The sequence below is a fragment of the Rothia uropygioeca genome (assembly GCF_004136585.1).
Classification (GTDB): Bacteria; Actinomycetota; Actinomycetes; order Actinomycetales; family Micrococcaceae; genus Rothia.
In genome coordinates, this window is sequence record NZ_NOIR01000002.1 from 365,764 (window position 1) to 386,200 (window position 20,437).

At 59.7% G+C, this 20,437-nt stretch carries 18 protein-coding genes and 3 pseudogenes; 6 read left to right on the top strand and 15 right to left on the bottom strand.

Annotated elements, in window-relative coordinates; all coding sequences use genetic code 11:
• Nucleotides 1-85 precede the first annotated feature (85 nt).
• The 3 genes from EWR20_RS05895 (at nucleotide 86) to EWR20_RS05905 (ending at nucleotide 4,803) form a co-directional block, all read left to right on the top strand.
• Complete coding sequence (locus tag EWR20_RS05895) at nucleotides 86-2,695, top strand: DEAD/DEAH box helicase (protein ID WP_129359704.1); 2,610 nt, start codon at nucleotides 86-88, stop codon at nucleotides 2,693-2,695.
• Nucleotides 2,696-2,718: 23 nt separating this feature from the next.
• Nucleotides 2,719-4,149 carry an alpha/beta fold hydrolase gene (locus EWR20_RS05900; RefSeq protein WP_129359705.1) on the top strand — a complete coding sequence of 477 codons (1,431 nt, stop codon included), beginning with the start codon at nucleotides 2,719-2,721 and terminating at the stop codon, nucleotides 4,147-4,149.
• Nucleotides 4,150-4,293: 144 nt separating this feature from the next.
• The gene (locus EWR20_RS05905; protein WP_129359706.1) at nucleotides 4,294-4,803 is read left to right on the top strand and encodes a GNAT family N-acetyltransferase; all 510 of its coding nucleotides are present in this window, start codon (nucleotides 4,294-4,296) and stop codon (nucleotides 4,801-4,803) included.
• Between the two features lie 24 nt (nucleotides 4,804-4,827).
• Here the strand turns inward: EWR20_RS05905 and EWR20_RS05910 are convergent, their stop codons facing one another.
• Together EWR20_RS05910 and EWR20_RS05915 are read right to left on the bottom strand one after the other, a co-directional pair.
• The gene (locus EWR20_RS05910; RefSeq protein WP_129359707.1) at nucleotides 4,828-5,601 is read right to left on the bottom strand and encodes an SOS response-associated peptidase; all 774 of its coding nucleotides are present in this window, start codon (nucleotides 5,599-5,601) and stop codon (nucleotides 4,828-4,830) included.
• Entirely contained in the window at nucleotides 5,583-6,275 is a 693-nt protein-coding gene (locus EWR20_RS05915; protein ID WP_129359708.1) for a lipoyl protein ligase domain-containing protein, read from the bottom strand. The genes EWR20_RS05910 and EWR20_RS05915 overlap by 19 nt, the downstream gene beginning before the upstream one ends.
• 169 nt (nucleotides 6,276-6,444) lie before the next feature.
• Between EWR20_RS05915 and EWR20_RS05920 the strand changes: the two genes are divergently transcribed.
• Nucleotides 6,445-7,899, top strand: coding sequence for a SulP family inorganic anion transporter (locus EWR20_RS05920; protein ID WP_129360139.1), 1,455 nt, complete (start codon nucleotides 6,445-6,447; stop codon nucleotides 7,897-7,899).
• Nucleotides 7,900-7,918: 19 nt separating this feature from the next.
• Here EWR20_RS05920 and EWR20_RS05925 read toward each other — a convergent pair whose 3' ends face one another.
• The 6 genes from EWR20_RS05925 to EWR20_RS05950 form a co-directional block, all read right to left on the bottom strand.
• Entirely contained in the window at nucleotides 7,919-8,629 is a 711-nt protein-coding gene (locus EWR20_RS05925) for an SRPBCC domain-containing protein (RefSeq protein ID WP_165000967.1), read from the bottom strand.
• A gap of 266 nt (nucleotides 8,630-8,895) precedes the next feature.
• On the bottom strand, nucleotides 8,896-9,870 hold the full coding sequence (gene nrdF / locus EWR20_RS05930; protein WP_129360140.1) for a class 1b ribonucleoside-diphosphate reductase subunit beta: 975 nt from the start codon (nucleotides 9,868-9,870) through the stop codon (nucleotides 8,896-8,898).
• Nucleotides 9,871-10,008: 138 nt separating this feature from the next.
• The gene (nrdE, locus tag EWR20_RS05935) at nucleotides 10,009-12,129 is read right to left on the bottom strand and encodes a class 1b ribonucleoside-diphosphate reductase subunit alpha (RefSeq protein ID WP_129360141.1); all 2,121 of its coding nucleotides are present in this window, start codon (nucleotides 12,127-12,129) and stop codon (nucleotides 10,009-10,011) included.
• Nucleotides 12,130-12,158: 29 nt separating this feature from the next.
• Nucleotides 12,159-12,623 carry a class Ib ribonucleoside-diphosphate reductase assembly flavoprotein NrdI gene (gene nrdI, locus EWR20_RS05940; protein WP_129359710.1) on the bottom strand — a complete coding sequence of 155 codons (465 nt, stop codon included), beginning with the start codon at nucleotides 12,621-12,623 and terminating at the stop codon, nucleotides 12,159-12,161.
• Between the two features lie 176 nt (nucleotides 12,624-12,799).
• Nucleotides 12,800-13,036, bottom strand: a complete 237-nt coding sequence (nrdH, locus tag EWR20_RS05945; protein WP_129359711.1) for a glutaredoxin-like protein NrdH — start codon at nucleotides 13,034-13,036, stop codon at nucleotides 12,800-12,802.
• 314 nt (nucleotides 13,037-13,350) lie between these two features.
• On the bottom strand, nucleotides 13,351-14,451 hold the full coding sequence (locus EWR20_RS05950) for an App1 family protein (RefSeq protein ID WP_129359712.1): 1,101 nt from the start codon (nucleotides 14,449-14,451) through the stop codon (nucleotides 13,351-13,353).
• 42 nt (nucleotides 14,452-14,493) lie between these two features.
• Here EWR20_RS05950 and EWR20_RS05955 point away from each other — a divergent pair, with 42 nt between their 5' ends.
• Together EWR20_RS05955 and EWR20_RS05960 are read left to right on the top strand one after the other, a co-directional pair.
• Nucleotides 14,494-14,730 (top strand): hypothetical protein, encoded by a 237-nt coding sequence (locus EWR20_RS05955; protein ID WP_129359713.1) that lies wholly within the window; start codon nucleotides 14,494-14,496, stop codon nucleotides 14,728-14,730.
• A 59-nt stretch (nucleotides 14,731-14,789) separates the two neighbouring features.
• Entirely contained in the window at nucleotides 14,790-15,470 is a 681-nt protein-coding gene (locus EWR20_RS05960; RefSeq protein ID WP_129359714.1) for a metal-dependent transcriptional regulator, read from the top strand.
• A 13-nt stretch (nucleotides 15,471-15,483) separates the two neighbouring features.
• On the opposite strand, the gene EWR20_RS05965 is transcribed toward EWR20_RS05960, so the two are convergent.
• The 7 genes and pseudogenes from EWR20_RS05965 to EWR20_RS05985 form a co-directional block, all read right to left on the bottom strand.
• On the bottom strand, nucleotides 15,484-16,359 hold the full coding sequence (locus EWR20_RS05965) for a metal ABC transporter permease (RefSeq protein ID WP_129359715.1): 876 nt from the start codon (nucleotides 16,357-16,359) through the stop codon (nucleotides 15,484-15,486).
• A complete protein-coding gene (locus EWR20_RS05970; RefSeq protein ID WP_129359716.1) occupies nucleotides 16,356-17,090 on the bottom strand; it encodes a metal ABC transporter ATP-binding protein in 735 nt (244 codons plus the stop codon). The genes EWR20_RS05965 and EWR20_RS05970 overlap by 4 nt, the downstream gene beginning before the upstream one ends.
• Nucleotides 17,087-18,085: a metal ABC transporter substrate-binding protein gene (locus tag EWR20_RS05975; protein WP_129359717.1), complete on the bottom strand. Its 999-nt coding sequence runs from the start codon at nucleotides 18,083-18,085 to the stop codon at nucleotides 17,087-17,089. Before EWR20_RS05975 ends, EWR20_RS05970 begins: the two co-directional genes overlap by 4 nt.
• Before the next feature lie 295 nt (nucleotides 18,086-18,380).
• Nucleotides 18,381-18,623: pseudogene (locus EWR20_RS12900) on the bottom strand (aldo/keto reductase); the annotation flags it as partial.
• Nucleotides 18,624-18,682: 59 nt separating this feature from the next.
• Nucleotides 18,683-18,805 (bottom strand): annotated as a pseudogene (locus EWR20_RS12905) (transcriptional regulator); the annotation flags it as partial.
• Between the two features lie 172 nt (nucleotides 18,806-18,977).
• Nucleotides 18,978-19,046: pseudogene (locus EWR20_RS12910) on the bottom strand (hypothetical protein); the annotation flags it as partial.
• 319 nt (nucleotides 19,047-19,365) lie between these two features.
• Nucleotides 19,366-20,382, bottom strand: coding sequence for an aldo/keto reductase (locus EWR20_RS05985; RefSeq protein ID WP_129359718.1), 1,017 nt, complete (start codon nucleotides 20,380-20,382; stop codon nucleotides 19,366-19,368).
• Nucleotides 20,383-20,437 lie beyond the last annotated feature (55 nt).

The window sequence follows — 20,437 nt, forward strand, 5'->3', positions numbered from 1 at the left end:
CGGCAGAACCAGAACTGACGAAGTTCTCCACACCGCATGTCTCCGCGGCCGTAGCCCTCTGTGGGGCCCGGTATCATGGGGAGCAATGAAACTTCTCGAAGCCCTGGACCCTCGATTCGCTGAATCGGACCATCACTATTTCCGAGGGGACTACGCCTCGAATCCCCTGAGTCATGAAGAGATCTACGAAGGCTTCTCCACGTGGATTGCGTCGCGGGATATGGAGCTTTACACGGCTCAGGACGAGGCAGTTCTCGAGATTGCCGGAGGAGCGAATGTCATCCTGGCGACTCCGACGGGATCCGGCAAATCGACGGTCGCGGTTGCCGCCCACTTTGCCGGTCTGGCGCAGGGGCAGCGTTCCTATTACACCGCGCCGATCAAGGCGCTGGTTTCTGAGAAGTTCTTTGATCTGTGCGCGATCTTCGGCGCGGAAAACGTCGGCATGATCACCGGCGACTCTTCCGTCAATGCGCAGGCCCCGATCGTGTGCTGCACGGCCGAGATACTGGCCAATGTGGTGCTGCGCGAAAGCGACGGAGCCGACGTGACACAGGTGATCATGGACGAGTTCCACTTCTATTCCGACCCACAACGCGGGTGGGCTTGGCAAGTCCCTCTCCTTGAGCTCCCTCAGGCCCAGTTCCTCCTGATGAGCGCGACCCTTGGGGACGTCTCCCGATTCGAGCGCGAGCTCACGGACCTGACAGGCCGCGAAACCGCATATGTCACCAGCTCGGAGAGGCCGATTCCTCTCCATTACTACTATTCCGAAGAACCGGTCCATGAGGCGATCGAGGAATTGGTCGCCACAGGCCAGGCACCGGTCTACGTGGTTCACTTCTCCCAGCTGCAGGCCATGGACCAAGCTCAGGCGCTCATGAGCCTCAATATTCTCAGCAAAGACGAGAAAGAGCGGATATCCGAGTCGATTGCTGGCTTCCGGTTCTCATCCGGATTCGGCAAAGTCCTCAACAAAATGGTCCGCCACGGCGTCGGCGTGCACCATGCGGGCATGTTGCCCAAATATCGCAGACTCGTCGAACAGCTCGCTCAAACCGGCCTTCTCAAGGTCATCTGTGGCACCGATACCTTGGGCGTCGGCATCAACGTTCCGATCCGCACCGTGTTGATCACGGCCCTGTCAAAGTTCGACGGAGAACGGACACGCCGCCTCAAGGCTCGTGAATTCCATCAGATCGCCGGTCGCGCGGGTCGCGCCGGATATGACACCGCTGGCACCGTCGTCGTGCAGGCGCCTGAACACGACATCGAAAACGCCAAGATCGTGGAAAAGGCCAGGCAGAAATTCGACGGCGATGAAAAGAAGATTGCGCAGTCGACTCGGGGGAAGAAGAAAAAAGCGCCCCAGGGTTTTGTGGCCTGGTCCCGGAAGACTTTCGATCAGCTCGTGCAAGCCGTTCCCGAGCCGTTGACCTCAACCTTTACTGTCACTCACTCGATGCTTCTGAATCTCCTCGAGCGTCCGGGTGACCCGTTCGCCGCGGCCAAGAAATTGTTGACCGAGAACCATGAGCCCAGGCCCCGCCAGCTTCAATTGATCCGGAAGGCGCTGGGAATCTACCGCGAACTCTTGGCGGCGGGAGTCGTCGAACGGCTGGATGAACCAGACGAGGAAGGCCGGACCGTTCGGTTGACGGTCCAGCTCCAAGAGAACTTCGCACTGAACCAGCCGTTGTCCCCCTTCGCTCTCGCAGCTCTCTCACTTCTTGACAGGGAAGACCCCAATTACGCCCTGGACGCGGTTTCCGTGATCGAAGCGACCCTCGAGAAGCCTCGTCAGGTGCTCAACGCCCAAGAGAAGAAGACCCGTGGGGAAGCTATCGCCGCCATGAAGGCCGAGGGTCTGGACTATACCGAGCGGATGAACGCGGTGGACAACATCACGTATCCACAGCCGCTCGCCGAAATGTTGGAGGAAGCCTTCGAAACGTATCGCTCCGGTGCACCGTGGATCGCCGAATTCGAATTGGCACCCAAGTCGATCGTCAGGGACATGTACGAACGGGCGATGGGTTTCGGCGATTTTGTTCAGTATTACCAGCTGTCCAGGTCCGAAGGTATCCTCCTCAGATATCTCTCCGATGCCTACCGTGCTCTGCGCCAGACGGTGCCGGTCTCGGCTCTTACCGAAGAGCTCGAGGACCTCGTCTCGTGGCTCGGTGAATTGATCCGCCAAACCGACAACTCCCTGATCGACGAGTGGGAGAAGATGACCTCAGGCGAGGACGTCGAGCCCACGCAGGATTCCCTCGAAGACTTGGTGGCAGAGTCCGCGCCCAAGCTGACCGACAACAAGCGCGCTTTCACGATCATGATCCGCAACGCGATGTTCCGGCGGGTCGAACTTTTCGCTGAGGAAAAGGAAAAGCTCCTCGGAGAACTAGATGCCGACCATGGTTGGGACGCGAACCGGTGGGCGGAGGCGATGGATGAATACTTCGATGAGTACGACGACATCTTCACCGACGCCGAAGCCCGCTCGCCACGCCACCTCACTCTGGACACGTCCGACCCCGATGTTTGGACGGTACGGCAGGCCTTTTCCGATCCTGAGGACAATTTCGACTTCGGAATCACCGCGAAGGTCGACCTCCTGTCCTCGGACGACGTCGGGGCGCCCGTGATTCGTGTTGATCACGTGGGCGCCCTGAAGGATGCGCCGCGGGACTGATCCCGGGGACCTAGAATGGGTCCATGGCTCACCCCGGAACATCCCCCGTCCCTCACTCCACCGGCCCGACCCACCGCATTGGTGAGCTGGAGCTGACCGACCACCGGTTCCGCGTCCCGTTGACGCACGCTTGGTCGTGGGGGCACGAGACCGAGTACAGCGACGTGGATCGTCACGGCCTAGATGGTGTGTCGATCGATCTCTTCGCCCGCGTCGTAACGCATCGTGGTCCAGAGGGTCTAGGTGAGCCGGAGGAACGCCCGTACTTGGTCTATCTCCAGGGCGGTCCCGGGATGGCCTCGCCGCGGCCCATGACGGATTCCGGTTGGGTCCGGCACATGGCGAAGGCGTATCGGGTGGTCCTTCTGGACCAGCGAGGCACGGGTCTTTCCACACCGATCTCGGCGGGTGGCCTGGCTCGTTTTGGATCCCCCGAAAAGCAGGTCGCGTACCTCGAGCACTTCCGGGCGGACTCGATCGTGGCCGACGCCGAATGCGTGCGGGCAACGTTGACAGCGAGTGAGTCGGAAAAACGCTGGGCCAGCCTCGGGCAGAGTTTCGGCGGATTCATCACGTTGACGTATTTGTCCTTCGCACCGAATTCTCTCCTTCATTCATGGATGACCGCGGGACTGGCTCCCATCAACAGCTCACCCGCAGAGACGTACCGATCGACTTTCGACCGCGTGGCGGAGCGCAATGCCCAATACTACGACTGGTACCCCGAGGACCAGGCCCGCGGCGTGAGGATCGCGTCCTTCCTCGAAAACCACGACGTCCGGTTGGCCTCGGGCGAACGTCTCACGGCCCATCGGTTTCAGATGCTCGGTCATCACCTCGGTGGAAATTCGCGCGTCCACGGCTTGCATTACCTTCTCGAGTCGGCCTTCTCAGAAGGACCGGAACGACTCTCGGAGAGATTCCTGACCGACGTCGGAAACGCCGTGTCCTTTGCGGGCCAGCCGTTGTATGCCCTCATGCATGAAGCAATATATTGCGACGGACCGGGGGTGGCCAGCAACTGGTCGGCGGACCGGATCCGCTCGTCCCGGCCGGATTATTCCGAAGAAGCCGATCCGTTGCTCTTCACAGGAGAGATGATCCATCCCTGGTACTTCGCCGAAGACCCTGCCCTTTCGCCCGTGAACGAAGCGGCAGAGTTGTTGGCTCGCAAAAGTGATTGGGGAAACTTGTACGACGTGGACCAGTTGGCTCGCAACACCGTCCCCGTAGCCGCCAGCGCCTACCGTCACGACGTCTATGTGGACTTCGACCATGCGATGGAAACAGCGTCGAGCGTTTCGAATCTGCATACGTGGACATCGAATTCAATGCACCACGATGCGCTCGGGCACAATACGGAAGAGGTTCTGGCCAATTTGGGCCGCATCCTCGTGGAGGATGGTGCGCTCGAAGAGAGCCCTGTTCTTTTCACCGATCACAAGACCGTCTGAGCGTTCGCAATAGGACATCACCACACGATTTGTAGGCTCGTATTTCTTTGAGTCATCCCGTAAACGCAATCTGACAGCTAGGCTAGTATCTGACGACCCACGGTCACACGGCGTGACCGGACGGAAAAAACTCGGGAGGTTATCGTGAGCGGCACGATCACACTTATCGGAAAAACGTGGGCCAACACCCGCCCCCTGAAGGTCACGACGCGACCGGTCACGGCCGAGGACTCGGATGGCCTCGCCAAGCTCTTTTTCACCTCGTACGACGACCAGGACGTCATCGGCAGCCAAGCCGAGGCCTTAGAAATCATCCACAAAGTTTTTGCCGGAGAATACGGCAACCTCATCGAGTCCGCTTCGCCAGTGGTCGTCGACGACTCGGGCCGGCTCGTGGCCGCTGCCCTGGTACTGGATTCCCGGGTAGGCAACGACGTCCCGAATGCCCCGTACGTGTTCGAATTGTTCACGGCTGCCTCGCGCCGGCGCGAAGGGTTTGCGGAACAGCTGCTGCGCATCGCAATCGATGAACTTTATCGTCAGGGACACGAGGAAGTTGCACTGCGCATTGCGGAAGACAATTCTGCCGCGCTGGCCCTGTACCTCACTCTGGACTTCAAGCGGTGGATCCCGGAGGACGACTCCGAGCTCTAGCATCACGTGCCTCGACGGGCCGGACTAGATCAGTCGGGAGACTGGCTCTGTCAGTTCCGGCCCGTTGTTCGCGACCGATCCCACTTCCCGGCCGACTTCGGTCAGCATCCACCCCGCTGCGACGTCGTACGCATTATCCCGGATCCGCGCCACGGCTTCCTCAGGACCATGGACGCCACGCAACCAGGTCGTCAATTCGTCCTCGGTCTCCCCTGTGTATCGCAGCGGTATAGGGAGGCGGTCGTGAAGTCGGCTCAGTTCAGCCAACGTTTTGTTGTCCTGGACCCGGTCCTCATCAGGCGAGGAGGTGGTGAGAATGGTGGTCGAGAGAAGCCACTGTCCCTCGTTCTCCCCCGACGGGATCTTCCACCACTCATAGAGTCCGGCGAAGTAAATGCTGTCTTTCGGGTTCTCCGGGTGGACGAAATACGGCGTTTTGGTCGTCTTGCCTTTGGCCGAGCCATCATCACGATGCGCTTTGGCCCATTCGTAGTACCCGTTGGCGGGGACGGCGCACCGTTGAGCCTTGACCGCATGGCGGAAAGTCGGTTTTTCGACCACGGTCTCCGAACGAGCGTTGAATGCTCGCGACGAGAAAGACTCGTCCTTGGCCCAGCGCGGCAAAAGGCCCCAACGAGCCGAATGGATTTCACGAGTCCAGAACTCCCGGTCCTGGTGATCGACCAGTATTGGCACGGTCTGCGTCGGGGCCACGTTGTAGTTTCCCATGGCCTCGGTCAGTTCGACGCCGCCCAGCAGGTCGCCTACGGCTCTCGCAATCACGTATCGTCCGCACATCGCTTATTCCACTCCTCGTACTCGTCCAGCACCGCGTCCTCAACATCATCCCACTGAACCTCCGGCACGGTCATCGACACGGCTCCGACCGTTTGCGGATCCATGGGGATTCCGAGGGCCTGGTATATCTCGTCGAGGACAGAGCGCAAAGGTTCCGGTCGACCGATCACGATTCCCGCCGAGAACCACCACCCGCCGGCGACTACTCGTTGAGCGGTGCCAATCAATTTGACCCGCTCTCCGCCCGCGAGAACCCCGTGGACGCTGAATTCCCCAGCACAGTACTCGCGCATCAGCTCACCGATTCCGGCTCTCACCCCGAGGCCTTCGAGTGCACGCACGTAGAGGTCACCGAATTCTCGGTACCGCCGCTTGTTCCCGCTCGTCGCGTCGGCGTCATGAGCGAGGTGGTCCACGATCATGCAATCCTCGTGATAAGCCGCAGCACGTCCTCCAACCTTCCGTACCCATGGGGTGAAACCGTGTTTTTCGCAGGCGGACAGGGCTTCGTCGAAACCCGGGTTGAGTTCGTCCCGTCGACCGAAACCAACGATGCGGTTCGGCCGCGAGATCCTGAGCAAAGGTTCTTCCTGCCCAGCAGCGATCCGACGCAATCGGCTCAAAGTTGACTCGTAGTCCTCGACGACGGAATCGAAGTGACGTTCAAACAGCATGTTCTGCTCCGCTCTGGAATCCGACTCTACGAGGTTACCGTTTTCCGACGACGTCTTCGTTCCGGGGAATCAGGACGGGTCCGATATTCTTGGTTCTGCTGTAACTCCAGGTCAGGAGCGTATCCCTGTGGCATCTTCGTCCGCACCCCCTTCACATCGCGTCACCGTGATGTCCGCGCTGCGCAACCCCCGCCGCGGTATCACCGAAGTTCTAGCGGGCGTCGTCACTTCCTTGGCCCTGATCCCGGAAGCTACCGCATTCGCGATTGTCACCGGCTTGGACCCGCGCACCGGACTCTTCGGCGCCGTGATCATCGCACTCGTGACCTCGGTATTGGGCGGTCGCCCCGCCATGGTGTCGGCGGCCGCGGGCTCGGTGGCCCTCGTCGCTGCTCCACTCATCATGAGCCATGGTCTCCAGTACTACCTGACGGCGGTCATCATGTCGGGGGTCATCCAGATCCTCCTGGCCGCATTGGGTGCGGCCAAGTTGATGCGTTTCATCCCGCGGTCCGTGATGAAGGGGTTCGTCAATGCCCTGGCCATCCTCATCTTCAGCTCACAGTTGTCCGAACTGATGAGCGTCCCCTGGCTCGTGTATCCGCTCGTGGCTTTGGGACTCCTGGTCGTCTTCGTCCTCCCCCGGTTCACGACGGTGGTGCCTGCTCCGCTAGTTGCCATCGTTGCGGTCACGGGGGCCGCTCTCCTCGCGGGAGGCGGCGTCCCGACCGTCGGTCAGAAAGGGGCCCTCCCCGATGCACTGCCTACCCTTGGCTTGCCCAACGTACCCTGGACCGTCGATACGTTCACTACAGTGGCACCCGTGGCCTTCGCCATGGCGGTCGTCGGCCTGATCGAATCATTGTTGACGGCCAAGCTCGTCGACGATCTGACGGATACGCATTCGCACAAGACGCGGGAGTCATGGGCCCTCGGCGTCGCCAACGTGATCTCGGGAATGTTCGGATGCTCCGCCGGGTGCGCGATGATCGGCCAGACCATGATCAACGTCAAAGCGGGCGCGCGTACACGGCTCTCCTCCGCTGTCGCAGCATTGTCCGTGCTCGCCCTGATCCTGAGCCTCCACGGGGTTCTGGCGATCATTCCGATGGCCGCGCTCGTTGCCGTGATGATCTATGTTTCCTTCACGACCTTCGACTGGCATTCGATCAGCCCACGTTTGCTCAAACGAATGCCCGTCGCGGAAACCCTGATCATGATCCTCACGGTCCTGGTGACGGTGCTGACCAACAATTTGGCTCTCGGCGTGGGCGTTGGTGTCATCGCCGCAATGATCGCTTTTGCTCGACGAGTCGCGCACGTTGTAAACGTGACTCGGAGACTCACGTCCGATGCAGACGGAACACCCCTGAGCGTGAGGTACTCGATCCACGGGACGTTATTCTTCGCATCATCGAACGATCTCTACTACTCGTTTCGGTATGCGGACGATCCTCAAGAGATAGTCCTGGATTTCGATGACGCTCAAATATGGGATGCTTCCACGGTGGCTGCGGTCGATTCGATCACCCACCGTTACGAAAGAGACGGACATGAGGTCCAGGTGGTTGGCCTGGACCCCACGTCCGCGCACCTTCATGGACGACTGAGCGGCAACCTCTGACCGTGGTTGCGGGGTCGTTCTAGGAGGCCTCGGAACCTTTGTAGAAAGCTGCCGTGCGTTCGGCCTGTGCGCGGGCGGTCTCCTCATCCGTTCCGGCTTTGACCTGTGCTTCTTCCCACGCTTTCGACGTCGCGTCGATGAAGCGGTGACCTTGCTCGGATCCTTCGAGTTCGCTCATCCGCTGACGGACTGTGGCCGCGCGACCGTTGAGGAATGCGTGAAGAGCGAGGAATGCTCCGTCCCAGCCGACGCCGGTCGCTCCGGCACCGTATTTGTCCCAATGATCATTGGCGGCAACACGGTGTCTCAGGGTCAACGAGGAACCGGCCGCGGTTTGAGTGATCGAGATCTGCAATTCCCCGACCTCGTCGCCGTTTTCCCATGTCAGTTGAAGTAGCCGCGGAGGATCGAAGATTTGGATGCTTCCTTCGGTCCCCGTTTTCTCGGTCTTGAACCGACGATCTTCCTGAGAGGTCAGGCTTACCGGCTCGAGCCAGACGGCAAGGTTCTCCGGTTCCGTCAGCGCCGCCCAGATTTCCTGGGGAGGGTTGGTGAAGGTTTGTTCCACCACGATGACGTGGTGGTTTTCCTTATTGCCGACCTGTCGGTAGACGCGCTCAAGCTGCAACTCCGCCGGATGCTGGGGCTTGGTTGACCGAGCGAAGGGATCCTTGCGCTCCTCGGCCCGCTCGTCCTGGGGTTCCGAAACGGGTGCTGCGGTATGTGCCACGGTGAGACTCCTAACCTCGATGTGCTTCCCTTCCGAGAATACGGCGCGATGGCGCTCATCGCGACTCCGACGCCGGAACCGGTTCGGGGGTCACCGCAGGCGCCCAGGCGACGACGGCACGCGGAATCCACAGATCTCAAGCTGGCGCTCACCCGCGGAGCGGTTATCGGTCGGAAAAGGGAATTAACCCCGACTGAACGGTCACCGCTTCCGCGACTTGCGACAGGAAAGACCCCGCGCGGGGGCAAGCCCGTGAACGGTCGTCTTTAGAAGTCCCAGTCCTCGTCTTCGGTGTTCACAGCCTTGCCGATCACGTACGAGGAACCGGATCCGGAGAAGAAGTCGTGGTTCTCATCCGCGTTGGGCGAGAGCGCCGAGAGGATCGCGGGGGAAACATCGGTCACCGACGACGGGAACATAGCCTCGTAACCCAAGTTCATGAGAGCCTTGTTCGCGTTGTAGTGAAGGAACTTCTTGACGTCCTCGGAAAGGCCGACGCCGTCGTAGAGCGAGTGGGTGTAGGCGACCTCGTTCTCGTACAGTTCGTACAGCAGATCGAAGGTGTAATCCTTGAGCTCCTGGCGACGCTCGGCGCTTTCCTTCTCCAGCCCGCGCTGGTACTTGTATCCGATGTAGTAGCCGTGCACGGCCTCGTCGCGAATGATGAGGCGGATCAGGTCCGCGGTGTTGGTCAGCTTGGCGTGGCTTGACCAGTACATTGGCAGATAGAAGCCCGAATAGAACAAGAAGGACTCCAACAGTGTGGAGGCCACCTTCTTCTTGAGCGGGTCGTCTCCCTGGTAGTAGTCCATGACGATATTGGCTTTCCTCTGCAGGAACTCGTTCTCACGGGACCAGCGGAAGACCTCGTCGATCTCCTTCGTCGAGCACAAGGTCGAGAAGATCGAGGAGTACGACTTGGCGTGCACAGACTCCATGAAGGCGATGTTGGTGTACACGGCTTCCTCGTGCGGAGTCAACGCGTCCGGCAGGAGGGCGACGGCGCCCACGGTGCCCTGGATAGTGTCCAGGAGGGTCAAGCCGGTGAAGACCCGCATGGTCAGCTGCTTTTCCTCGTCATTCAACGTCGCCCAGGACTGGACGTCGTTGGACAGCGGGACCTTTTCGGGGAGCCAGAAGTTACCGGTCAACCGGTCCCAGACCTCGAGGTCCTTCTCGTCGGGTATGCGGTTCCAGTTGATGGCCTCGACGTTGTGGACCAGTTCGACCTTTTCGCTCATCATGACGGGCATGACTCCTTTTGCGCTCGCGGCGCCTCGTCGCGTGGAATTCGGAATGTATAGGGGCAACGCCCTCGGAGAATGGGACGCCAGGGCCTGACGAGGGCCGGCGATACCTGCACCGACCCTCGATTGGCACTACAGCATGCAGGAAACGCAGCCTTCGACCTCGGTGCCTTCCAAAGCCAGCTGACGCAAGCGCACATAGTAGATCGTCTTGATCCCCTTGCGCCACGCATAGATCTGGGCCTTGTTGATCTCGCGCGTCGTCGCAGTGTCCGGGAAGAACAACGTCAGGGACAGTCCCTGGTCCACGTGCTGGGTGGCAGCGGCGTAGGTATCGATGATCTTCTCGTAGCCGATTTCGTAGGCATCCTGGAAGTACTCCAGGTTGTCATTGTCCAGGTACGGGGCCGGGTAATAGACACGACCCAGCTTGCCTTCCTTGCGGATCTCGATCTTGGAAGCAATCGGGTGGATCGAAGAGGTCGAGCCGTTGATGTAGGAGATCGAACCGGTCGGCGGGACAGCCTGCAGGTTCTGGTTGTAGATACCGTGTTCCATCACGCTGGCCTTGAGGTCCTCCCAGTCCGACTGGGTCGGAATGTGGACCTCGGAGAACATCTCACGCACCCGGGGAGTCTGGGGCTCCCACGTCTGCTTGATGTACTTGTCGAAGAATTCCCCCGAAGCATAATCCGACTTTTCGAAGCCCGCGAAAGTCTCGCCGCGTTCGATCGCCAACTTGTTGGAAGCGCGCAAGGCGTGGAAGAGCACCGTGTAGAAGTAGATATTCGTGAAGTCGATGCCTTCTTCGGATCCATAGAACACACGTTCACGGGCCAAATACCCGTGAAGGTTCATCTGACCCAGGCCGATCGCATGGGACATCGCATTTCCTCGCGCAATCGAGGGAACCGATTCGATATCCGACATATCCGACACGGCCGTCAGACCGCGGATCGCGGTCTCAATGGACTGGCCGAAATCCGGAGAATCCATGGTACGGGCAACGTTCAATGACCCGAGGTTGCACGAAATGTCCTTGCCGATGGTCTCGTAGTCCAGCCCCGGCTGGTATTCAGAGGGCTGGGATACCTGGAGGATTTCGGAGCACAGGTTCGACATGATGACTTTGCCGTCAATCGGGTTGGCCCGGTTCACGGTGTCCTCGAACATCACGTACGGGTAGCCCGACTCGAACTGAATCTCCGCAAGGGTCTGGAAGAACTCGCGAGCGTTGATCTTTTTCTTCTGGATGCGCGAGTCATCGACCATCTCGTAGTACTTCTCGGTGACGTTGATGTCGGAGAAAGGCATACCGTAGACGCGTTCAACGTCGTACGGAGAGAAGAGGTACATCTCTTCGTTGCGCTTGGCCAGCTCGAAAGTGATATCCGGGATCACGACGCCGAGCGAGAGGGTCTTGATGCGGATCTTCTCGTCCGCGTTCTCGCGCTTGGTATCGAGGAACCGGTAGATATCCGGGTGGTGCGCGTGCAGGTATACGGCACCCGCACCTTGACGCGCGCCCAACTGATTCGCATAGGAGAACGAGTCCTCGAGCAACTTCATCACGGGGATCACGCCGGAGGACTGATTCTCGATCTTTTTGATCGGCGCACCGGACTCACGCAGGTTGGTGAGAGCGAAAGCGACGCCGCCGCCTCGCTTCGACAACTGGAGAGCCGAATTGATCGAACGACCGATCGACTCCATGTTGTCCTCGATGCGCAGCAGGAAGCAGGAGACCAACTCGCCGCGCTGCTTCTTGCCGGCGTTGAGGAAGGTCGGCGTGGCCGGCTGGAATCGACCCGAGATGATCTCCTCGACCAAGTTGGTGGCCAGCTCCTCGTCACCGCGTGCCAGGGAAAGAGCCACCATGACCACCCGGTCCTCGAAGCGCTCAAGGTACCGCTGACCGTCGAAGGTCTTCAGGGTGTAGGAGGTGTAGAACTTGAACGCCCCCAGGAAGGTCGGGAACCGGAACTTCTTGGAATAAGCAAGCTTGGACAGAGACCTGATGAAGTCCATCGAGTACTGTTCCAGAACCTGGGGCTCGTAGTACTGGTGCTCGACCAAGTACTTGAGCTTCTCCTCGAGGTCGTGGAAGAACACGGTGTTGTTGTTGACGTGTTGCAGGAAGTACTGGCGGGCAGCCTGCCGGTCGGCATCGAACTGGATCCGACCGTTCGAGTCGTACAGGTTCAACATCGCGTTGAGCTCGTGGTAGCCCAACCCCTTGTACTTCTCCGGGATGGTGGGGTCATCGTGACCGCGTTCGGCGTTCACTCCGGGTGCGGGAAGTTTTGTGTCCAAAACGCTTTCAATCCTTCGTTGACGCGGGCAACATCATCGCTGGTGCCCATGAGCTCGAATTTGTACAGGACGGGGACCTGACATTTCACCGCTATCTTGTCTGCCGCGATGCAGTACAGCTCCCCGAAGTTGGTGTTCCCGGCCCCGATGACGCCGAGCAACATTTCTCGGTTTTTCGGTTCTCTGAGGAACTTCATGACTTGCGGAGGGACGGCCCCGCCCGAGCGGGGACGACCGTAGGTCGGAACGCACAACACGAAAGGACGGTCCATGCGGACAGTGTCTTCTGCGGTGCGCAGAGGAAGTCGAATCGATTCGACATTCAACTTCTCGACGAATTTGTGCGTGTTGCCGGAGACGGAGGAGAAGTAGACGAGCACGGGCTCGTTTGCCGACACCGGCTTGCCGCGTTGATCTTCAAGCACGGTTTCCATGTAGGGCGCCCCCAAAAAAAGCTTGTGATCTGATGCGTGGTTTTCACATCACTGGGCCTAGTCGAATGATGCCCCGCTGACATATTTAACGCCCGGGGCCGCGGAAATGTTCCGCTGCTCGCCACCGGACGTGCCCAAACGCCTCCACACGGTGGTGGACGCGTTGTGGCGCTCGCTCAGGAGGCGAGAGCGGCTTCGAGGGTGCCGATCTTGTCCGGGCGGAATCCCGACCAGTGATCGTTCTCGGTCTCGACGACCGGGGCCTGCATGTAACCGAGGCCTTTGATGTGTTCGAGTGCTTGGGCATCCTCGGTCACGTCGACGACGTCGTAGGAGATCCCACGCTTGTCCAGGGCGCGGTAGGTCGCGTTGCACTGGACGCAGGCAGGCTTGGTGTAAACGGTGATGGACATGCAATCTCCTCTTGCAGTGGTGTGGCAACCTCTGTTCCCATCCACGGTTTCGCTATGGAGAACCGTGGAGTGGGGCCGGTTGAAGGGCTCGGCCCAATACTACATCTAGTGTCGCACGGAAAAAGGCCCCACAACATATTAGGTTTTTCACCAAATGGGTTATCCCCAGCCTGTGCAAATGACACCGGTGTAGTTGTACCGCGGAAACACGCGGACGAAGCTTTCCAGAACGCGTTCTGACCACAAATTGTCCACAGACACGAGGGCGGAAAATTTTCCGTCGTGCTCAGAATGAACGTGTCGCGAAGAGAAACCTAGAGCAATCCCGAGTGTTTGAGCTTGTCCGAAAGGGTGCCGCCGTCGTTGGCCTCCATCCAGAGCGATCCCGCGGCGATTTCCCGTGCCCGATCATCTCCCCAGACCCGTCCGGAAGCGAGAACCGTCTCCCCTACGGATAGATTACGGATCACGATCGCCGCCACGTTCTTCGGATACCGGAGGGCGAACCCGTTGTAGATATCAGGATCACGCTGGCCGTCGTCACCCACCAGGATCCACTTCATATCCGGGAACTCCTTCGCGAGACGTTTGAGCGAATCGACCTTGTGGGCAGCGCCGGAACGGAACCAACGCGTTCGAGTCGGCCCCCAATCGGTGAGCAACAAGGTACCTTCCGGATACGCATTTCTCGACAGAAAGCGACGAAGAGTAGGTGCCACGTTCCACGCGCCCGTCGACAGGTACATGACCGGCGACTGGGGGTGGGCACGGTGAATGCGTTCGAGCAGAACGGGCATACCCGGCGTGGGCATTCGAGCATGTTCGGACAGGACAAAAGAGTTCCATGCCGCGAGAAGCGGTCGCGGAAGCGCCGTGACCATGATCGTGTCGTCGACGTCGCAGATAATCCCTATCTTCTCGTCATCCGGAACCACGTAAATGCTGGACGAGACAGTCCTTGATCCCGCGGTACTCATTCTGACCTCGTGTATTCCGGGAGGCAGCTCAATATCGAGCTGCACGTCGAGGACACCGCCTCGATCGGCAGAAACCTGGAAATGTCGATCCGCGATCACGACGTCGATCTCAGCGTTGGAGATGGGCACGGAGGTGAATGACCGCCACCCGCGGGCTGGGCTGGTTGCCCGCTGGTCCCCCGCAAAGGACTCGATGATGTCAGAGAACAACATGGTCTTATACAACGCCCTGCCGAGGACACGAACCCAGCTGGTCGTTCCGTATCCGACAAAGGCAACGATGACCGGTTCGTTGCCGGCTTTGACCGCGGACTTGGCGCGTCGCTCGTGAATACGGTCTGCGACCCGATACGCGATATTCACGGCCTCGCGCCCTACCGAGGGCGATCGGCGCTTCTGTGGGACGAATCGTCGGGCCAGAGGCCGGGAGTCAGGCATGGGTCCAGTTTGTCATATGACCCGTGCGCCCGGGGCGAGTACGTGACCCCTGAATGTGGCGAACGGAACCGATTGCAACGACTGCCCTTGGGCTTCATCGAAAACCTGGTCGGAGGGCTGTCGCACTATGCTTCCGTCCCGGCCGGCGTGATCTACAGCTCCGGGGCACGTCACCACCGCAGAATGGTTCAGGGCCGGTTTCTTCGCCTCATTCATCAACGGCCTGATCTGGACGATTATCGGCTCCGCATGGATGTTCGTGATCGGAATGTGGAATGAGCGGCACCGATTCACGGTCCATGTCGAGGCTTGCAGACTGATTCCGTACGATGGTTGACATGTCCGTCACGTCATTGACCGAAAGCACGCAGAACTACCTCAAGACCATCTGGTCGCTCAACGAGTGGTCCGACGAACCCGTCACGGCTTCCGCGATCTCCGCGGCAACCGGGTTGCGGTTGTCCTCGGTCTCTGACGCGGTCCGCAAACTCACCAACCAAGGCTTCCTCAAGCACACCCCGTACGGAGCCGTGGACTTGACGGAGCAAGGCCGTCAACATGCCGTCGCCATGGTCAGGCGCCACAGACTGTTGGAAACTTTCCTCGTAGAGACTCTGGGGTACACCTGGGATCAAGTCCACGACGAGGCGGAAGTCCTCGAGCACTCCGTCTCGGATTTCATGATTGAGCGAGTTGCCGAACTCTTGGGCCATCCGGAACGGGACCCCCACGGTGATCCCATCCCTTCGGCAGATGGCACGGTCAAGTCCCCGTCGGCCACTCGACTGACAGACGTACGACCGGGTCAGTCGGTCCAGGTAGAGCGGATTTCCGATTCGGACCCACAACTGCTCCAGTATTTTTCGGCCCAGGGCCTTGCCGTTGGGACGAAACTCAACACATCTGCCGGTGCCCCCTTCTCGGGTGCGCTTGACGTCTCCGTGGACGGCGACGGGGCCTCGCTGAGTTTGGGGCGCGAGGCCACCGACGCCATCTTCGTCTCGGAAGACTTCTCGTAGTCTCGTTGCACCGTCAGTCGATTCGCTCTACCCCGGGTCGGCGACCTCGGGCGACGAGAAGCCGTGCCAACTGGCCGTTCCTGGGCGCCAGAAGATAGACGACGAGGAACAGAGCCCCTTGGCACAGAACAACCGTTCCTCCCGTGGAAGTATCCGCGAAATAACTCGTGTAGATACCCACCAGCGAGCACAACGAAGACAACACCGGTGCGACCACAAGCATCCGTGACATTCTTTCGGTCAGCAAACGGGCAGTCGCTCCAGGGATGATAAGCATCCCGACCACGAGGACCACGCCCACGGCCTGAAGCGCGACCACGCAGGTCAACGCCAAAACGCCAAGCAACGTCGCACCAAGAATGCGTGGGTTGACGCCGATATTTCTGGCGTGTCCCGGATCGAACGCATAGAGACTCAGATCGCGTCTTTTGAAAATCAACACCGCCAAGCACACGCCGGCGAGCGCAGCGACCTGCCTGAGATCCGAAGGCGATACACCCAACAGATTCCCGAAAATGATGTGGTTGAGGTCGACTTGGGACGGCGTCACGGAGACCAGGACGAGTCCCAGGGCAAAGAGAGTTGTGAAGACTATCCCGATGGATGCGTCCTCTTTGATGCGTGTGGTCTCCTTGACGCCTCCGATCAGGGCCACCGCGAGCAGCCCGAAGATCGCCGCGCCAAGGGCGAATGGCAGTCCCAGTGCGTAGGAGAGCACGACGCCGGGCAGTACCGCGTGCGAGACCGCGTCGCCCAGCAATGACCATCCCGTAAGTATCAGCCAGCAGGACAGCACCGCGCAGAGGACCGAGGCCAAGAGCGTGGCCGAGATGGCTCGGACCATGAATTCGAATTCGAACGGTTCGAGGAGAATGTGGACGAGGCTCATTCTTCGCCTCCGAATGCCAACGCTATTTTCTCGGGTCTCAGCACGTCGGAGGCCTCGCCTCTGTAGACCACACGTCGTCGCAGGAGGATGGCTTCGTCGGCCCATTGGGCTATGTTGTCTATCTCGTGCACGGTGATGAGTACGGTGATTCCATCATGGGCCAAATCGCGCAGGACCTCCGTCATGGTCTGAGCGGAAACCCGGTCCACTCCGGCAAACGGCTCGTCGAGGAGGAGGACTTGGGCGTTCTGAGCAAGTGCTCGCGCGAGGAAGGTTCTTTTCTTCTGCCCTCCGGAGAGGCGACCTATCTGTCGTTGCGCAAATTCGGCCAGACCCACGCGTTCGAGCGAACGATTGACAGCGTCCTTGTCCTGGGCCCGGGGGCGTCTGGAAGGTCCCATTGATCCGTATCTGCCCATCATCACGACGTCGTGGACACTGACGGGAAAATCCCAGTCAACGGCCTCGGCCTGAGGCATATAGCCTAACAATCCTGATTTCTGAGCTTGTTTGACCGTGCGGCCAAGGATTCTCACGGATCCCGCCGTCGGGCTGAGGGCGCCGGAGATCGCGTTGAAGAGCGTGGACTTGCCGGACCCGTTCATCCCGAGGAGGGCACATACCGTTCCTTGCCGGACGGTGAAGGTCACGTCCTGCAGTGCCCGGTACTTTCCGTAATCCACGTTGATTCCATTGATTTCGATGGCCGGTGCTTCCGCCGAACCGCTCAATGGCTTGCCTCGTGTTTCCGACCGGTCAGTCCGTCGGAGATCACGCGGGCGTCGTATCTGAGCAAATCGAGGTATGTGGGGACCGGTCCGTTCTTATCCGAGAGCGAATCGACGTAGAGTGTTCCGCCGAATTGAGCGTCTGTGCTCCTGACGACCTGCTGCATGGTGCTGTCGGAAACCGTTGATTCGCAAAATGCAGCTGGTGTCTGGTTGGCTCTGACGTCTCGTGTGACTTCGGAGACGCGTTGTGCCGACGGTTCCGCGTCGGAGTTGACCGCCCACAGGTACTGCTCTTTGAGACCGGCATCGCGAGCGAGATAGGAGAATGCACCTTCACAGGTGAGCAGGGTCCGACGGTTTTCCGGAATTGCGTGAAGAGTCGAGGTCAGTTGATCGTGAATATCTTTCAGCTGCTCTTTGTAGGCCGAGGCATTTTTCTCGAAGTCCTTCCGATGATCGGGGTCCAGTTCTGAGAGGGCCTTCTGAATATTGTCGGTGTACTTTTCCGCGGCCACCGGGCTCATCCATGCGTGTGGATTCGGCTTCCCCTCGGCTTCGCCCTCGCCGATGGATATGGGTTCGACTCCATCAGAGAGCGTGGCTTTGGTCGCCCTGGAATCCTGTGTGAACTTTTCGAACCAAGCTTCGAGGTTCTTCCCGTTTTCGAGGATGAGGTCGGCTTTCGAAGCTTTCTTGATGTCCTCCGGGGTCGGTTCGTATTCATGGATCTCGGCCCCAGGCTTGGTAATCGATTCCACCTGGAGGTGGTCGCCAGCGATGGCTTGTGTCATATCGGCCAACACCGTGAACGTCGTGAGGACGACTGGCTTCTTGTCGTCACCGGCTGCCTTGCTGTCCTCTCCCCCGGCGCATGACGCGACCACGGGTACCACCGCCAGCAGCGCCGGTATTTTCAACAGTCGTGACAACAAGGGGCGACGACGAGGAGCCGGGATCTCAGGGCGGGGTTGGTCGGGTGACTGCTCTCGATGCATCTTGGCTTCCTTGCCTCAGTATGGGTGCGGGCGAGAGCGGGTGGGCGTGTCCATGAGTTGGAGCTGGATCATTTTCAAGGAGTACCCCTCGGGGTGCCCACCCGCCTGCCAACATCATATGTTCGACTAAGCGAACTTTCCACTACCAGTTGCACGTAGTTGGTGAAAAAGTTGTCCTCCGGCTGCCGCTTCAAGGTTGACCGAAGTCAGCCACGCCTCCACAGTGGGGGCGGCGCCCTAAGCGGGCTCAGACTTCGGGAATATTGGGGCCGAAGGATTCGGCGCTCGCCGTAGTCGCGGACTTCTCGAAGGCGTGCAGGGCATCGTCGTAGCCGTAGTCGCTGATCCACAGCTTGGTTTCGATGAAAACGCCGGACCGGTCGACGTCCGATTGTTTGATACCTTGGCCGACTTCACGTTCATTGAAGTATGAGGCTGCGGTGTCGATGAGTCGATATCCGGCACGCAGAGCATCCTCAACGGTTGCAGCGGTGGTTTCGGGTGGTGTTTGGAAGACGCCGAAACCCAGTGCGGGCATGTCGCAACAATGTTGTCGGCATTCTGCTCCCAGTCGGGGAAAAATACATGTGCCGCCGGATTCAGGAAAGTGAAGCGGGCAGTATTGCCGCGGTTTGCTGGATCATTCAACACCGGCGAGTACAGGGCCTTGCCGAGGGAATTCGCGGAGACGAAGTCCATCTTTCGATCTCGGACCCACATAGGGGCTCCCGTGACAGCATCCAGGAACCGCTGTATCGAGCGGTTTCATAGTCTGTTCGTGGTCCCGTTTGCCTCGTGACAAGGATGGTCCCGCGGACCCAGCCAGATCGACCAGATGATCGTATTCGGCTTCGTCGAGTTGAAGCGCCCGTGCCAGCGCGGTCAGAAGCTCGGGAGATACTCCGGCCATGCTTCCGCGTTCCATCCGGGCGTAGTACTCGACGCTGACTCCGGTGAGCATCGCTACTTCTTCGCGTCGCAATCCCGGAACGCGGCGTCGTCCGCCGGCGATGATCCCCGCCTATTCAGGAGCGATCTTGTCCCGGCGGGATCTCAGGAATTCCGCGACCTGCATTCTGTGATCCATAGATCAAGGCTGGCGTTCGACCGATCCGCGCTGGCAGGAACTGTCAGTACACGGGTCACGAGTGTTACTACCCCCGACTGTGCCAAGCGTTGTTCCATGCGGATATGGATTCTCCGACAACTGTGACGAGAAGGACCGGCGGCCCTGCCTTCGCGCGTAGCTTGGGCGGAGGCGGGGCCGCTGGCTTGCTTGCCTAACGCCTTCTCGCTTTGGAAGACAATTCGGCCGCACCGTAGCTGTTGTCTTCCGGGTTGACCGTGACCCCGGGTGCGACGATTTTATCGATCCGGTCCAGGACGTCCGCTGGAAGAGTGACGTCGGCGGCGGGAAGATACGTCTCGAGCTGTTCCATCGTTCTCGGTCCGATGATCGTGCTCGTGATCCCTGGATGGTTCAGAACGAAAGCAATCGCCATCTCAATGAGCGACATTCCCGCTTGCTCCGCGAGCAATGCCAGGTCTTCGACCACGGTGAGCTTCCGCTGGTTAGCTTCCACGGACATATCGAACCTGGCGCCGGGGCGCGCTTGAGAGGCCGGCACGGACGCGCTGTTCTCGCGCCAACGACCCGACAGCCAACCACCCGAAAGAGGGCTGTAGGAGAGAGTGCCCATACCGTAGCGGCGCACTGTCGGAAGCACGTCCTCTTCAATGCCCCGAACGAGGATCGAATAGGGCGGCTGTTCGGTGACGAAACGCTCGAGATTCCGCTCGCGCGAGGCCCACTGGGCCTCGACAATCTGCGATCCCGAATAGGAGGACGAGCCGATGTATCGGACTTTCCCCTGCCGCACAAGGTCGGTTAGCGCGCCGAGCGTCTCCTCGACGTCGGTGTGCGGGCTCGGACGATGCACCTGATAGAGGTCGATATGGTCGGTTCGTAGCCGGCGGAGGGAATTTTCGACTTCCCGCATGATCCAAAGACGTGACCCGCCTCGCGCGTTCGGGTTCTCGCTCATCGGCATGAAGAATTTCGTGGCCAGGAAGATCTCGTCACGGCGGCCCTTGAGAGCTTGGCCGACGATCTCTTCTGAGACACCGCCGGAGTAGACGTCCGCGGTATCGACGAAGTTGATGCCGGCGTCCAACGCTCGATGAATGATACGGGTAGCGTCGTCGCGGTCATCATTGCCCCAAGGGCCGAACATCATTGCCCCGAGACACAGAGGACTGACCGATACACCGGTACGGCCGAGAAGACGGTTTTCCATCGCATACCTGCTTTCACTGTTTGACCATCCGCGAGAATTTTCGGGGAACTGCGCC

Bases quoted from the DNA above. Each gene is read 5' to 3' on its own strand.
- EWR20_RS05895 (WP_129359704.1), top strand. From the start codon at position 86: ATGAAACTTCTCGAAGCCCTGGACCCTCGATTCGCTGAATCGGACCAT.
- EWR20_RS05915 (WP_129359708.1), bottom strand. From the start codon at position 6,275: ATGCTGTTTGAACGTCACTTCGATTCCGTCGTCGAGGACTACGAGTCA.
- EWR20_RS05975 (WP_129359717.1), bottom strand. From the start codon at position 18,085: ATGCATCGAGAGCAGTCACCCGACCAACCCCGCCCTGAGATCCCGGCT.
- EWR20_RS05965 (WP_129359715.1), bottom strand. From the start codon at position 16,359: ATGAGCCTCGTCCACATTCTCCTCGAACCGTTCGAATTCGAATTCATG.
- EWR20_RS05920 (WP_129360139.1), top strand. From the start codon at position 6,445: ATGTCCGCGCTGCGCAACCCCCGCCGCGGTATCACCGAAGTTCTAGCG.
- EWR20_RS05900 (WP_129359705.1), top strand. From the start codon at position 2,719: ATGGCTCACCCCGGAACATCCCCCGTCCCTCACTCCACCGGCCCGACC.
- nrdH (WP_129359711.1), bottom strand. From the start codon at position 13,036: ATGTCCATCACCGTTTACACCAAGCCTGCCTGCGTCCAGTGCAACGCG.
- nrdF (WP_129360140.1), bottom strand. From the start codon at position 9,870: ATGAGCGAAAAGGTCGAACTGGTCCACAACGTCGAGGCCATCAACTGG.
- EWR20_RS05950 (WP_129359712.1), bottom strand. From the start codon at position 14,451: ATGCCTGACTCCCGGCCTCTGGCCCGACGATTCGTCCCACAGAAGCGC.
- nrdI (WP_129359710.1), bottom strand. From the start codon at position 12,623: ATGGAAACCGTGCTTGAAGATCAACGCGGCAAGCCGGTGTCGGCAAAC.
- EWR20_RS05960 (WP_129359714.1), top strand. From the start codon at position 14,790: ATGTCCGTCACGTCATTGACCGAAAGCACGCAGAACTACCTCAAGACC.
- EWR20_RS05985 (WP_129359718.1), bottom strand. From the start codon at position 20,382: ATGGAAAACCGTCTTCTCGGCCGTACCGGTGTATCGGTCAGTCCTCTG.
- EWR20_RS05910 (WP_129359707.1), bottom strand. From the start codon at position 5,601: ATGTGCGGACGATACGTGATTGCGAGAGCCGTAGGCGACCTGCTGGGC.